11 protein-coding genes and 1 pseudogene are annotated in these 13,761 nt (G+C 60.4%); 7 read left to right on the top strand and 5 right to left on the bottom strand.

Annotated elements, in window-relative coordinates; translation table 11 throughout:
* The first annotated feature begins 96 nt into the window (after positions 1 to 96).
* Positions 97 to 621, top strand: coding sequence for a DUF6586 family protein (locus HT737_RS06190; RefSeq protein ID WP_182401863.1), 525 nt, complete (start codon positions 97 to 99; stop codon positions 619 to 621).
* Between the two features lie 106 nt (positions 622 to 727).
* The gene (locus tag HT737_RS06185; RefSeq protein ID WP_003226592.1) at positions 728 to 961 is read left to right on the top strand and encodes a hypothetical protein; all 234 of its coding nucleotides are present in this window, start codon (positions 728 to 730) and stop codon (positions 959 to 961) included.
* 94 nt (positions 962 to 1,055) lie between these two features.
* On the opposite strand, the gene sulA is transcribed toward HT737_RS06185, so the two are convergent.
* On the bottom strand, positions 1,056 to 1,529 hold the full coding sequence (gene sulA / locus HT737_RS06180) for an SOS-induced cell division inhibitor SulA (RefSeq protein ID WP_182401861.1): 474 nt from the start codon (positions 1,527 to 1,529) through the stop codon (positions 1,056 to 1,058).
* A 10-nt stretch (positions 1,530 to 1,539) separates the two neighbouring features.
* Positions 1,540 to 2,148: a transcriptional repressor LexA gene (gene lexA / locus HT737_RS06175; RefSeq protein WP_103485794.1), complete on the bottom strand. Its 609-nt coding sequence runs from the start codon at positions 2,146 to 2,148 to the stop codon at positions 1,540 to 1,542.
* A 229-nt stretch (positions 2,149 to 2,377) separates the two neighbouring features.
* Between lexA and HT737_RS06170 the strand changes: the two genes are divergently transcribed.
* From HT737_RS06170 to HT737_RS32615, 4 genes are all read left to right on the top strand, one after another.
* Positions 2,378 to 3,085 (top strand): TetR/AcrR family transcriptional regulator, encoded by a 708-nt coding sequence (locus tag HT737_RS06170; protein ID WP_047295276.1) that lies wholly within the window; start codon positions 2,378 to 2,380, stop codon positions 3,083 to 3,085.
* Positions 3,086 to 3,243: 158 nt separating this feature from the next.
* Positions 3,244 to 4,254: a beta-N-acetylhexosaminidase gene (gene nagZ / locus HT737_RS06165; protein WP_121186408.1), complete on the top strand. Its 1,011-nt coding sequence runs from the start codon at positions 3,244 to 3,246 to the stop codon at positions 4,252 to 4,254.
* A gap of 12 nt (positions 4,255 to 4,266) precedes the next feature.
* Positions 4,267 to 4,854 (top strand): hypothetical protein, encoded by a 588-nt coding sequence (locus tag HT737_RS06160; protein WP_374011139.1) that lies wholly within the window; start codon positions 4,267 to 4,269, stop codon positions 4,852 to 4,854.
* A complete protein-coding gene (locus tag HT737_RS32615; protein WP_374011138.1) occupies positions 4,736 to 5,005 on the top strand; it encodes a hypothetical protein in 270 nt (89 codons plus the stop codon). Before HT737_RS06160 ends, HT737_RS32615 begins: the two co-directional genes overlap by 119 nt.
* 140 nt (positions 5,006 to 5,145) lie before the next feature.
* Here the strand turns inward: HT737_RS32615 and HT737_RS06155 are convergent.
* The 3 genes and pseudogenes from HT737_RS06155 to mfd form a co-directional block, all read right to left on the bottom strand.
* Positions 5,146 to 7,837 (bottom strand): annotated as a pseudogene (locus HT737_RS06155) (SNF2-related protein).
* Between the two features lie 11 nt (positions 7,838 to 7,848).
* On the bottom strand, positions 7,849 to 8,415 hold the full coding sequence (locus HT737_RS06150; protein ID WP_041068980.1) for a CsiV family protein: 567 nt from the start codon (positions 8,413 to 8,415) through the stop codon (positions 7,849 to 7,851).
* 10 nt (positions 8,416 to 8,425) lie between these two features.
* Positions 8,426 to 11,875, bottom strand: coding sequence for a transcription-repair coupling factor (gene mfd / locus HT737_RS06145; protein ID WP_047295265.1), 3,450 nt, complete (start codon positions 11,873 to 11,875; stop codon positions 8,426 to 8,428).
* Between the two features lie 355 nt (positions 11,876 to 12,230).
* On the opposite strand from mfd, the gene HT737_RS06140 reads away from it, so the two are divergent.
* Positions 12,231 to 13,694: a glyceraldehyde-3-phosphate dehydrogenase gene (locus HT737_RS06140; RefSeq protein ID WP_003226583.1), complete on the top strand. Its 1,464-nt coding sequence runs from the start codon at positions 12,231 to 12,233 to the stop codon at positions 13,692 to 13,694.
* Positions 13,695 to 13,761 lie beyond the last annotated feature (67 nt).

Raw genomic sequence — 13,761 nt, 5'->3', positions numbered from 1 at the left:
TGCGGCCTTTTTGTTTTGTGCTTGCGGTCGGATCCGTTGATCCATGACACTGTCGGGTCTGTGTGACGCAATTATTTCGCTGTGGAGACTGCCGGCATGGCGCACGAACTCTATACCCGCACCAATCAGAAAATCTATTTCGCCGGCCTGTCGCTGGAAGCTCTGGCTCGTGCCGAAGAGGGGCGAGCGATGAATTCGCTGGCGCTGATCCAGGCTGGGCGTGAATCGGCGTTATTTCACCTCTACGGCGCGCTTTTGGGACTGTGCCATGAGATCGCCGGTTTCTATCGTCTGCCTCAGGCTAATGCTTCGCGAGCAGAAGTGTTGTTGACTCGTGACGTCCTGGAATCGATTGCCATCCCTGAGCTGGCCGAGATGGTGGAACTGACCGGTAACCCTGAAACCTGGCTGGCGAAACTGCTGGCGGCGCATTCGGCGTTGTTCCAGCCGCCACGGGTGCCACAGAAGCCCAAGGGCGATGTGACGCAGCCATTGATTCAGGCCATTAATCTTGATGAGGAAGAGGCGCCGCAGGAGTTGAGTCGCGAAGAGCTGGAGAGCTGGCGGCAGAATCTCAAAGGTCTGGCGATCCGCTTTCGCGAAGGTCTGAACGAATGCTGATGGGCATTGGTACGGTGGCAATCTGAAACATGCTGCTGGTCAAGATCCCGAGCGAACCCCGAATGATGTCTATATAATCCCTGCCTTTCGTGGAGAACAGACCTATATGCCAACGTCCTTTCTAGAAATTGTCGAGTTACCAGACGGCCGAATCGAACTGCGCAGGGCTGAGGACGAGGGGTCTCTGGTGACGCTGGATTTCTCCGAGGATGCCAAGGCGTTCCTGCAAGGCCAGCACGTGGAAATCGCCAAGGCGATGTTAAGCGTCGGCGTACAGATGGCCGGTCGTATGGTCGAAGGCGAGTTTGATAAGGAAGAAGGGCCGCGGGTTCTTCACTGAGCCCCGCCTGTCGGCGATTGCCGCTATCGCATCAGATCGGCTTCTCTGTCCCTGGAGAAGCCATGCGCTTCACACAGTGCGCGTTACCAGTGAATCAACCCAGTCGAATGTTCAGGCTCTGAGCGTCGCCCGTGCGGGCAGCGCCGACCAGCTGTTGCCGGGAGCTTGTGTTCAGTGGGTTGAGCCATGTCACCACTGTGTGGCTACGGCCCAGACGCAGCGCTTCACACGCCAGTTGCTGAGCGCTTTGCGCGCCACGTGGTTGCAGCAGCAGAATGCGTTCACGGTTCAGGCCGGCCTCTCGCAGCCAGGTTTGGGTCAGGCTGGCGGGTGGGGCGATCAGCGTCAGCCAGCGTGCATCCTGATCCTCGCTCAGTTCGCGAAGGATCGGGGCGAGCAGGTTCAGGCAGTTCCCGGCCGCACCGCGCAGTGACAGCTCACTGAATACTTCCGGTTCGGCAATCCATGGGCGCTCGACGACATCTTTCAGGATCGGCGCCATCGGTTGTGCCAGAAACGCTTCGAATAAAGGCAGTTGTGTTTGCTGAGGTGTGTGTGGGAACTGCATAAAGCCTCCTTTAGCGGCGGATGACGCCGACACTCAAGCCTTCGATCACCAGTTCCTGATCTTTCAGGTCGACTTCGATAGGGGCGAACTCAGGGTTTTCGGCAATCAGCCAGACTTTGCTGCCTTCGCGCTTGAAGCGCTTGACCGTCACTTCATCGCCGATCCGTGCAACCACGACCTGGCCATTGCGTGCTTCGCGAGTAGTGTGAACCGCCAGCAGGTCACCGTCGAAAATGCCGATGTCCTTCATGCTCATGCCGTGTACGCGCAACAGGTAGTCGGCTCGGGGATGGAAGAAGGCCGGGTTGATGTTGCAGGACTCTTCGATGTGCTGCTGGGCGAGGATCGGAGCACCGGCGGCGACCCGGCCAATGATTGGCAGGGTGGAGTCATCGGTCTTGGCTTCGAAGCCAGGGATGCGGATGCCCCGAGAAGCGCCAGGCGTCATCTCGATGGCGCCTTTGCGGGCCAGGGCCTTGAGGTGCTCTTCAGCCGCGTTTGGCGACTTGAAACCCAGCTCCTGAGCGATTTCCGCGCGGGTTGGCGGGTAGCCGTTGTCTTCGAGGCAGCGTTTGATAAAGGCCAGAATCTCGGCTTGGCGTGGCGTCAGCTTTAGCATATTGATCGCTCTGTCTTTTTATACAGTGACTGGGATTATATACAGTGAAGCAGTCTTGGCAATGCCCGTTTTTTTGCGGCCCGCCGGACGGTCGGCTGCCGTGCTTATTAAAGGAGCGGACGAGTGTGGTTAAATAGCTGACCGACCATTCCCAAAACGAACTGGCAGGCTTGACAAGGCACAGGCTGAAACGTATGTTTCAAACAAGTGTTTGTCAGGCGGAGTAGCCATGGCCCAGTCGGAAACCGTTGAACGCATTCTTGATGCTGCCGAGCAGTTGTTCGCGGAGAAAGGTTTCGCCGAAACCTCATTGCGTTTGATCACCAGCAAGGCCGGGGTAAACCTGGCGGCGGTGAACTATCATTTCGGCTCCAAGAAAGCCCTGATCCAGGCGGTTTTTTCGCGCTTCCTCGGGCCGTTCTGCGTCAGTCTTGATAAAGAGTTGGAACGGCGTCAGGCCAAGCCGGAAAACAAACCGACACTTGAAGAGTTGCTGGAGATCCTCGTTGAACAGGCGCTGGTGGTCCAGCCACGCAGCGGTAACGACCTGTCGATTTTCATGCGTTTGCTCGGGTTGGCGTTCAGCCAGAGCCAGGGTCACCTGCGTCGTTATCTGGAAGACATGTACGGCAAGGTGTTCCGCCGCTACATGCTGCTGGTCAACGAAGCGGCTCCGCGCATTCCGCCCATCGAACTGTTCTGGCGCGTGCACTTCATGCTCGGCGCTGCGGCGTTCAGCATGTCGGGCATCAAGGCCCTGCGCGCGATTGCCGAGACCGATTTCGGCGTCAACACGTCGATCGAACAGGTGATGCGCCTGATGGTGCCGTTCCTCGCCGCTGGCATGCGTGCCGAAACCGGTGTCACCGATCCGGCGATGGCAACAGCGCAATTGCGTCCGCGCAGCAAGTCGACTCCGGTGGCCGCCAAGGTTTAACCGCACACGGGTGGGCGCGGCAGTTTACATCCGCTAAGCTAGCCGCCCATGCCGACTCTCGTTCTGAACCCGAAATCCCAAGAAATTGCCGACCTGCCGAGCATTGCTCACGGTAGCGATTTCCTGCGGGTCGGGTTTTTCGTTTTCAAGGAATTTCTATGACTGCTGGCCTGCAAGGCTCGTTGATGGTGGACGTCGCCGGTACCTGGCTGACGGCCGAAGATCGCCAATTGTTGCGTCAGCCCGAAGTGGGTGGCCTGATCATTTTTGCCCGTAACATCGAGCATCCACGGCAGGTGCGTGAGCTGAGCGCCGCGATCCGCGCCATTCGCCCGGATCTGCTGCTGGCGGTGGACCAGGAGGGCGGTCGCGTCCAGCGCCTGCGTCAGGGCTTCGTGCGCCTGCCGGCGATGCGCGCCATTGCTGACAACCCGAATGCCGAGTATCTCGCTGAGCAATGCGGCTGGATCATGGCCACTGAAGTGCTGGCGGTCGGCCTTGATCTGAGTTTCGCCCCGGTACTGGACCTGGATTACCAGCGCAGCGCCGTGGTTGGCACCCGTTCGTTCGAGAGTGATCCCGAGCGCGCCGCATTGCTCGCTGGAGCGTTTATTCGCGGCATGAACAGCGCCGGCATGGCTGCCACTGGCAAACATTTCCCCGGTCACGGCTGGGCTGAAGCCGATTCCCACGTCGCGATCCCGAACGACGAGCGCAGCCTTGACGACATCCGCGCCAATGATCTTGTACCGTTCGCCAGGTTGAGTAAGCAGCTCGCGGCGGTCATGCCCGCCCACGTCATCTATCCGCAAGTCGATTCGCAACCTGCCGGCTTCTCCCGTCGCTGGTTGCAGGAGATCCTGCGCGGCGAGTTGCAGTTCGACGGGGTGATCTTCAGCGACGACCTTTCAATGGCCGGCGCTCACGTGGTTGGCGATGCCGCCAGCCGTATCGAAGCCGCACTGACTGCCGGCTGTGATATGGGGCTGGTGTGCAACGACCGCGCTGCTGCGGAACTTGCGCTCAGTGCCGCGCAACGGATGAAGGTCAAGCCGTCCACGCGCATTGCGCGGATGCGCGGCCAGGCGTTCGCCAGCACCGACTACCGTCAGGACCCGCGCTGGCTCACTGCAATCGGTGCGCTCAAAGACGCTCAACTGATCGATTAAGGATTATTTGCTATGACGGTTTACGCAATCATTGGTGGCACCGGCCTGACTCAACTCGAAGGCTTGACCATTCGCCAATCGCTGGCGGTAGACACGCCTTATGGCGCGCCATCAGCCGACGTGCAGATCGGTGAATACGCTGGCAAGGAAGTGCTGTTCCTCGCCCGTCACGGCCATCCGCATCGCTTTCCGCCACACAAGGTCAACTACCGCGCCAACCTGTGGGCGCTGAAGCAGGCTGGCGCGGAGGCGATCATCGCGGTCAACGCGGTGGGCGGGATTCACCCGGCCATGGGCACCGGCCACTTCTGTGTGCCGCATCAGATCGTCGACTACACCAGCGGTCGCGAACACACGTTTTTTCGCCGACGATCTGGAGCACGTCACCCACATCGATTTCAGCTTTCCTTACAGCGAGCCGCTGCGTCAGCAATTGATTGCGGCGGTGGCTGCCGAAGGTTGCGAATACAGCGATCAGGGCGTGTATGCCTGCACTCAGGGCCCGCGTCTGGAAACCGTGGCGGAGATCGTGCGACTGGAGCGCGATGGCTGCGACATCGTTGGCATGACCGGCATGCCGGAAGCCGCGCTGGCCCGTGAACTGGAGCTGGATTACGCCTGCCTGGCGCTGGTGGTGAATCCGGCGGCGGGCAAGACCACCGAAGTGATCACCATGGCCGAGATCGAGCAGGCGCTGCATGACGGGATGGGCAAAGTGAAATCGGCGTTGGCGCGGGTGCTCAAGGGCTGAGTCTGACCGAAACCGATTTGGCCTCATCGCTGGCAAGCCAGCTGCCACAGGTATCGAGTTGAATCACAGTGTTGTGTTCGACTCATAACCTTGTGGGAGCTGACTTGCCAGCGACAGCTCTCTAATTGGCAGGGAGGAGCTCAACGCTTGTCGAGCTTATCCGGCAACGGCGCAAACAGCGCTTCGATGTCATCGCTCTGTAGTTTCCAGTCTCCGGCCTTGCGCCCATCCAGCACGCCAGCTGCCAGGTCGGACTTTTCCTTCTGCAGGTGCTGAATCTTCTCTTCCACCGTGCCCCGGGCAATCATCTTGTAAACGAACACCGGCTTTTCCTGGCCGATCCGGTACGCGCGGTCAGTCGCCTGATTCTCGGTTGCCGGGTTCCACCACGGGTCGTAATGAATCACCGTGTCCGCTTCGGTCAGGTTCAAACCAACGCCACCGGCCTTCAGGCTGATCAGAAAGATCTGGCGCTTACCGCTCTGGAATTCCTTCACCGGCGTGCGCCGATCGCGGGTCTGTCCCGTCAGCAGGGCATAGGCCACGTTGCGTTTTTTTCAGTTCGTCTTCGATCAGTGACAGCATCGACGTGAACTGCGAGAACAGCAGAATTCGCCGACCTTCCTCAAACAACTCCTCGAGCATTTCCATCAGGCTGTCGAGCTTGCCGGAACTGCTGCCGCGAGCGGGCAGGGTGGCGTCGTTGACCAGGCGCAGGTCGCAGCAGACCTGACGCAGCTTGAGCAGGGCTTCAAGAATGATGATCTGGCTGCGCGCCACGCCCTTGCGAGTGATCTCGTCGCGGACTTTCTTGTCCATCGCCAGGCGCATGGTTTCGTACACGTCGCGCTGGGCTTCGTTGAGATCGACCCAGTGGATGATCTCGGTCTTGGGTGGCAGCTCGGTAGCCACCTGTTCCTTGGTGCGGCGCAGCAGAAACGGTTTTATCCGCCCATTGAGGTGCTGCAATCTGACTTCGCTGGCGCGTTTTTCGATCGGTACGCGGTAGTCGGCATTGAAACTTTTGACGTCGCCCAGCCAGCCCGGCAGCAGGAAATGAAACAGCGACCACAACTCACCGAGGTGGTTTTCCAGCGGTGTGCCGCTCAGGCACAGCCGTTGGCGCGCGTTGAGTTCGCGGGCAGCCTGTGCGGCTTTGCTGTTGGGGTTCTTGATGTATTGGGCTTCGTCCAGCACCAGAACGTGCAGCGGCTGTTGCGCCAGGCGCTCGACGTCCTTGGGCAGCAGCGCGTAAGTGGTGAGGATCAGGTCGAAATCGGCCAGATGCTCGAAGTGTTTTTTGCGGGCGGCACCGTACAGCGCGACCACTTTCAGTTGCGGCGTGAAGTGCGCAGCTTCGTCGAGCCAGTTCGGGATCAGGCTGGTGGGCATCACCACCATGCACGGCCGATCCAGGCGCCCGGCATTTTTCTCGCTGAGAATATGCGCCAGAGTCTGTAGGGTTTTGCCCAGGCCCATGTCGTCCGCCAGGATCCCGCCAACCTCTAGCTGACGCAGGGACTGCATCCAGCTCAAGCCTTCGAGCTGATAAGGCCGCAACGTCGCGTTCAAGCCCTTCGGCGCTTTGGCGCTGAAGTCGCGAATGTCGCGCAGGCGTTGGGCGAAGCTGCGAATCTGCTCGCCGCCTTCCCACAGCAGGGGAAGGCCTTCCAGCGAATTGAGCCGCGTCGCGTCGGCCTTGCTCAGGCGCAGGGTGGTTTCGCCCGGCTCCTGCAAGTAAAACTCGCCCAGTGTCGCCAGCACCGGTTTCAGTCGGCCAAGGGGCAGGGCCACCTGCAGTGGCCCGTGCTCACTGTTGCGTTGCGGAATATTGACCAGAATCAGTTCGTCATCGCGTCGCCGTGCCAGGCGTTCCGGGTTGAGGATTTCCGTGTGCGAGCGCATCAGGTTGAGCAGGATCGGCAGCAGGCTCAGGCGTTCGCCATTGACGATAATCCCCAGCTCCAGATCGAACCAGTCGCGTTCCGGTGCCTGTTCGACAGTCGCGTACCAGTCGTCGACGGCGGTCAGATCGAAACCGAATTCCTCGTCGATCTGCAATTCCCAGCCTTGGGTACGCAGTTTCGGCAGTTCATTGAGGGTGAACGTCAGCCAGGCGCTGTCGTTGACCATCTCGTACAGCTCGCCGGCGCTTTCCGGCAGCGCTTTGCTCTGGCGGGTGGCGATGCGAAAGCCGAGGATTCTTAACTGTTCGCGGTAGGACTGTTCCACTTCAGGATGGCGTTTTATCCGCAGCGTCTGGGTTTCCTGACGGATCAGGATGTCGCTGTTTTTCTGCCCGCTGACGTATTCATCCAGATAGCTGAACGACAGCGCCGCGCGATGCTGGATGTAGCGCTGCATCTTGCCGTTGCGTGGCTCGAACGCGCTGAACTCGACGCTGGCCAGCCACAGGCGCGGCAGCGGTTGCACGTTGTCCACCAGCACTTGCGGCGGCGCCTTGGGGCTGCGGTTCTCCAATACGGCCTGGAGTTTTTCCAGCAGTTCGGCGTCTTTTGCGGCGGCCGGGTATTCGAGGGTTTCCTGCACTTGCAGCAGCACTGCTGCGCAATGTTTGCAGTTGCTGCGCACCGGGCAGGTGCACGTGGCGTCAACCAGCAACAGGGTGCCTTTGGCTGACTCACGCAGGTGAAGGGTCTGACGGTAGACGTTACCGCCAGAGCCTTCGCAACTGGCGGTGATGGTCGCATCGCCAACCTGCGCGATGCGTACCCGATTCTCCAGGGCGTAGCGGCGGCCACGCTCCAGGCTCTGTTCCTTGAATCGGCTGACCCAGGAGGGTGCCAACGGTTTACTCAGGGGCGGGGACATAAGGACTTCGATCAGTCCGGAATCGCTTCAGGAGCTTGCCGAGGGGCGGGCGCCGTCAGGGAAGTGATCTTGATCAGCAGCGCCAGGTGGCCGTTGTCGAGATAGTTGAGCTGGCCGTTTTTAGTGTGGCTGTCCTGCTTCAGGCGTTCGCTGGCAGTGACCATGCCGTTGGCGTCGATCTGGTTGACCCAGAAGTCGGCGTTCACGTCGGTGAAGCGCCCGAGTTTCATTTCCAGGGTGCCTTCGATCGGGAACTGGCCGAACTGTTCCTTGCCGTCGCTGACGGCCACCTTGGTCGGCGCTTCGCCGAGGGTTTGCTGCCAGGCCTTGTGCAGCAGCACGCTGTACTCGCCGCTGGCGCTGAGTTTGTTGGCCACCTCATTCAAGGCAGGTGTGCGCTGGCTGGCATCGTCGAGGCGTTGAGCGCCGGCTGCCCAGTCTTCCGGGGCCGCGCGGCTGACAATCGCCGGTACGGCGTTCTGCCGCACCAGAATCATTTCGACCATGTAGGTGTCATCGGCAAACGCCATCGGTGCTACGAAGCTGAGTAGCAAAGTCAGTGAGCGAAACAGGCGCATGCGGCGTCCTTCAAACAGTTTTCGGGAGGAGGCGCTCGAACAGCGCCTCTACAGTATTAAAGCGCTCTTCCGGGCGTTCCATCGGCACCTGGAACTTGAACATTGTGGCGCCTTCGAATTTGTAGCGTTTTGGCTGAGTCTGGATCAGCTTGATCAAGGTCATCGGGTCGACCGGCGTCTGCGCGGCGAACTCGATGCGGCCACCTTGCGGGCCACCGTCGACTTTCTTGATGCCCAGTTGTTCGGCCTGCAACTTCAGCGCGGTGATGCGCACCAGATTCTTGGTCGGCTCCGGCAGCAGACCGAAGCGGTCGATCATCTCCACTTGCAGATCCTTCAGGCCTTCCTCGTCGGTGGCCGAAGCGATGCGCTTGTACAGGATCAGGCGGGCATGAACATCCGGCAGATAGTCTTCCGGTATCAGCGCCGGCACCCGCAGGTTGACTTCCGGGCCACCGCCGAGCGGTTGATCAAGGTTCGGTTGCTCGCCCTTGCGGATCGACTTCACCGCGCGCTCGAGCATTTCCATGTAGAGCGTGAAGCCCACGGCCTGAATCTGCCCGCTCTGGCCGTCGCCGAGCAATTCGCCGGCGCCACGGATTTCCAGGTCGTTGGTCGCCAGCACGAAACCGGCGCCCAGATCCTGAGTGTTGGCAATCGCTTCCAGACGCTTTTCCGCGTCCGAGGTGATTTGCTGGCGCGGCGGCGTCAGCAGGTAGGCGTAAGCCTGGTGGTGACTGCGACCCACACGTCCGCGCAACTGGTGCAATTGCGCCAGGCCGAACTTGTCGGCGCGCTCGATGATGATGGTGTTGGCGCTCGGCACGTCGATGCCGGTCTCGATGATGGTCGAGGCGATCAGTACGTTGAAGCGCTTGTGATAAAAGTCGCTCATCACCTGTTCGAGTTCGCGTTCACGCATCTGCCCATGGCCGATGCCGATCCGCGCTTCCGGCACCAGTTCGGCGAGATCGGCAGCGCACTTCTCGATGGTCTTCACGTCGTTGTGCAAGTAGTAAACCTGCCCACCGCGCAGCAGTTCACGCAGCAGGGCCTCTTTGACCGTGCTCTTGTTCTGCTCCATCACGAAGGTGCGCACCGACAGGCGTCGCGCCGGCGGCGTGGCAATGATCGACAGGTCGCGCATACCCGACACCGCCATGTTCAGCGTGCGCGGAATCGGCGTGGCGGTCAGCGTCAGAATGTCGACTTCGCTGCGCAGGGCCTTGAGCTGTTCTTTCTGCCGGACACCGAAACGGTGTTCTTCGTCGATGATCACCAGTCCGAGGTTTTTGATCTTCACATCGTCGGACAGCAGCTTGTGGGTACCGATGACGATGTCGATCTTGCCTTCCGCCAGATCGGCAATCGCCGCGTTGACTTCCTTGGCCGATTTGAAGCGACTCATCACTTCTACGGTCACCGGCCAGTCGGCGAAGCGGTCGCGGAAGCTGTTGTAGTGTTGCTGGGCGAGCAGGGTGGTCGGCACCAGAATCGCCACCTGACGCCCGCCGTGCACGGCGATGAACGCTGCGCGCATCGCCACTTCGGTCTTGCCGAAACCGACGTCGCCGCAGACCAGGCGATCCATCGGCTTCGGCGCGAGCATGTCTTCGCGCACGGCTTCGATGGTCGCTTGCTGATCCGGGGTTTCTTCGAACGGGAAACCGGCGCTGAACGTCGCGTAATCGGCTTTCGGGTCGGCAAACGCGTAGCCTTCGCGCGCGGCGCGGCGGGCATAGATGTCGAGCAATTCAGCAGCGACATCGCGCACCTGTTCGGCGGCTTTGCGCTTGGCTTTCTGCCAGGTCTCGGAGCCGAGGCGGTGCAGCGGCGCCAGTGAGTCATCGCTGCCGGTGTAACGCGCGATCAGATGCAGGTTGGCCACCGGCACGTAGAGCTTGGCGTTCTCGGCGTATTCCAGGGTGAGGAATTCCGCCGCCTGATTGTCGATTTCCAGAATCGTCAGGCCCAGATAACGCCCGACCCCGTGATCGATGTGCACCACCGGCGCGCCTTCGCGCAGCTCGGTGAGGTTCTTGATCACGGCATCGTTGTTGGCGTCGGCACGTTTTTCCCGGCGACGACGCTGCATCACCCGCTGACCGAACAGCGGACTCTCGGCCACCAGCGCCAGCGCCGGGTCATCGAGCATCAAGCCCTCGTCGAGCGGGGCAATGGTGATCGCCAGACGGTCCTTGCTCGCAACGAAGTCCGGCCAGCTGTCGACGGTTTTCGGCCGCAGCTTCAGACGCTCCAGCAACTCCAGCAGGACTTCACGACGGCCCGCGGATTCGGCGGTGAACAGCACGCGTCCGGGGAATTCGTCGAGGAATGCCGAGAGCGCCGCCAGCGGTTGCGTCGCCTTGGCTTCGATCGCCAGGTTCGGCAGCGCTTGCGCCGGGAAGCGCTCGCGACCGGCACCGGCTTCGACGTCCTGCTGACTGGCCACTACCCGTGGCCAGCTCTTGAGACGGGCGAAGCAGTCTTCCACCGGCAGGAACAGTTCGGCGGGCGGCAATAAAGGACGTGATGGATCGACGCGGCGCTCTTCGTAGCGATTGCGCACGTCGTTCCAGAAGTTTTCCGCTGCTTGCTCGATGCCCGGCAGCGAGAACACCTGCGTGTCCTGCGGCAGGTAATCGAACAGCGTCGAAGTCTCATCGAAGAACAGCGGCAGGTAGTACTCGATACCGGCGGGCGTGATGCCGCTGCTCAGGTCCTGGAAGATCGGGCAGCGCCGGAAGTCGACATCGAAGCGCTCGCGGAATCGCGCCTTGAAGCGGGTGACCGCATCTTTCTGCAGCGGAAACTCTCGCGCCGGCAGCAGCTTGACCGATTCGACCTTGTCGATGGAGCGCTGGTTTTCCGGGTCGAAGGTGCGCAGGGTTTCGATTTCGTCGTCGAACAGGTCAATGCGATAGGGCAGTTTGCTGCCCATCGGGAACAGGTCGATCAGCGCGCCGCGTACGGTGAACTCGCCGTGCTCGTAAACCGTATCGACGTAGCGATAGCCGCTGGCTTCCAGGCGCGAGCGCATCTGTTCGACATCGAGCTTCTGCCCGACATCCAGCACCAGGCTGCTGCCAAGCAGGAATTTGGTCGGCGCCAGGCGATGCAGGGCGGTGGTGATCGGCACCACCAGCACGCCATGCGCCAGTTCCGGCAGCCTGTACAGGCTGGCGATGCGCTGGGAAATGATGTCCTGGTGCGGCGAGAACAGATCGTACGGCAGGGTTTCCCAGTCGGGGAAATGCAGCACGGGCAAATCCGGGGCGAAGAAACTCAGCTCCTGTTCCAGCCGTTCGGCACTCTGGCTGTCGGCGGTCAGTAGCAGGGTGAAGCGCTTGGCTGCGCTGGCAGCCTCGGCAATCGCGAGGCTGAGGGCGGCACCGGGCAAGTTGCCCCAATGCTGTTTACCTGCCGCGGCAGGGAGAAGCGGTAGACGCAGAACAGGCACGGAAGGTTGAGCTCCAGGCGTTGCGACAAAGTCGGTAATTGTAGCGGCGTCAGGTGCCGGCTGTCAGTTGCAGACTGCGTCTATCTGCGCGGTTTGCGCGAAATGTAGTGGTAACCATAAAAACGAGCACTTTTTTTACGGTTATGTAGTGCCGAAATCGACCGGTGTTACGGAGGGTTACAGACATCGGCTAACAGTCGTCGAAAAATTGACTGCGCTGAAAGCCCCGGTTTTACTGGGCTGGCGCGAGGCGTAATTTTTTTGAACGGAATTTTGTTACCGATTGCGCGACAAGCGCGCATTGCTACAAGAGGTTCTCGGCGGCATAATGTAGCCCCTTTTTTTCTGCCCCTACATGTGGAAGGTTCCCGTGACTCAGAAGCCCGACCAGTGTCTTGGTGAATGGATCGACCGTGAAGCACTCGCAGAAGCGATGATTCCGCTTATCGGTCAGCTCTACCGCAATAACAACGTGGTGAGCTCGATCTATGGCCGCAGCCTGATCAACCAGTCTGTCATCGCGATTCTCAAAGCTCACCGCTTTGCTCGCCACCGTTCCTCCGACGATAGCGAACTCTCCGTCCACGAAACATTCCCTCTGCTTAAAGCCATGAGCGAGCTCAAGCTCGGCGCGGCTTCGGTAGACCTGGGCAAGTTGGCGTTCAAATTCCGCAGCGAAGGCAATGGCCGCAGCGCCGAGCAGTTCGTGCGTGAAGAACTGGCTGACGTGGTTGGTCAGCAAAACGCTTCGGCCCGCAAAGGCACTGACGTTGTGCTGTACGGCTTCGGTCGTATCGGCCGTCTGCTGGCGCGCATCCTGATCGAGAAAACCGGTGGTGGCGACGGTCTGCGTCTGCGTGCCATCGTCGTGCGCAAGGGCGCCGAAAACGACCTGACCAAACGCGCCAGCCTGCTGCGTCGCGATTCGGTACACGGTCCGTTCAACGGCACCATCGTCATCGACGAAGAAAACAACACCATCACCGCCAACGGTAACCTGATCCAGGTGATCTACGCGAAGAACCCGACCGAGGTGGATTACACCCAGTACGGCATCAAAGACGCGCTGCTGGTGGACAACACCGGTGTATGGCGTGACGCCGATGGCCTGGGTCAACACCTGCAATGCCCGGGTGTTGCTCGCGTTGTTCTGACCGCGCCTGGCAAAGGCAAGCTGAAGAACATCGTTCACGGTATCAACCACAACGAAATCACCGCTGACGACAAGATCGTGTCCGCCGCTTCCTGCACCACCAACGCCATCGTGCCGGTGCTGAAGGCTGTGAATGACAAGTTCGGCATCATCAACGGTCACGTCGAAACCGTTCACTCGTACACCAACGACCAGAACCTGATCGACAACTTCCACAAGGGTGACCGTCGTGGCCGTTCCGCCGCGCTGAACATGGTCATCACCGAGACCGGTGCTGCCACCGCTGCTGCCAAGGCCCTGCCTGAGCTGGCCGGCAAGCTGACCGGTAACGCGATCCGCGTTCCGACGCCAAACGTGTCGATGGCCATTCTCAACCTGAACCTTGAGAAAGCCGCCAGCCGTGAAGAGATGAACGAGTACCTGCGCTACATGGCGCTGCACTCCGATCTGCACAAGCAAATCGACTTCGTCAACTCGCAGGAAGTGGTGTCCACTGACTTCGTGGGTTCGCGTCACGCCGGTGTGGTCGACGCTGAAGCGACCATCGTTCAGGACAACCGCGTTGTGCTGTACGTCTGGTACGACAACGAGTTCGGCTACAGCTGCCAGGTGGTTCGCGTGATGGAAGACATGGCCGGTGTAAACCCGCCAGCGTTCCCGCGCTAAGCCTTGACTGCAAATGAAAACGCCCCGACTTAGGTCGGGGCGTTTTTTTATGCCTGGCAGATCTCTA

Origin of the sequence: Pseudomonas sp. MD195_PC81_125, assembly GCF_014060985.1 — a bacterium.
GTDB classification, from domain to species: Bacteria; Pseudomonadota; Gammaproteobacteria; order Pseudomonadales; family Pseudomonadaceae; genus Aquipseudomonas; species Aquipseudomonas parakoreensis.
This window is presented reverse-complemented; position numbering and strand designations above follow the sequence as displayed.

Coding starts and splice junctions, on each gene's coding strand:
- HT737_RS06170 (WP_047295276.1), top strand. CDS start 2,378: ATGGCCCAGTCGGAAACCGTTGAACGCATTCTTGATGCTGCCGAGCAG.
- sulA (WP_182401861.1), bottom strand. CDS start 1,529: ATGCAGTTCCCACACACACCTCAGCAAACACAACTGCCTTTATTCGAA.
- HT737_RS06160 (WP_374011139.1), top strand. CDS start 4,267: ATGACGGTTTACGCAATCATTGGTGGCACCGGCCTGACTCAACTCGAA.
- HT737_RS06190 (WP_182401863.1), top strand. CDS start 97: ATGGCGCACGAACTCTATACCCGCACCAATCAGAAAATCTATTTCGCC.
- HT737_RS06140 (WP_003226583.1), top strand. CDS start 12,231: ATGTGGAAGGTTCCCGTGACTCAGAAGCCCGACCAGTGTCTTGGTGAA.
- nagZ (WP_121186408.1), top strand. CDS start 3,244: ATGACTGCTGGCCTGCAAGGCTCGTTGATGGTGGACGTCGCCGGTACC.
- lexA (WP_103485794.1), bottom strand. CDS start 2,148: ATGCTAAAGCTGACGCCACGCCAAGCCGAGATTCTGGCCTTTATCAAA.
- HT737_RS06185 (WP_003226592.1), top strand. CDS start 728: ATGCCAACGTCCTTTCTAGAAATTGTCGAGTTACCAGACGGCCGAATC.
- HT737_RS06150 (WP_041068980.1), bottom strand. CDS start 8,415: ATGCGCCTGTTTCGCTCACTGACTTTGCTACTCAGCTTCGTAGCACCG.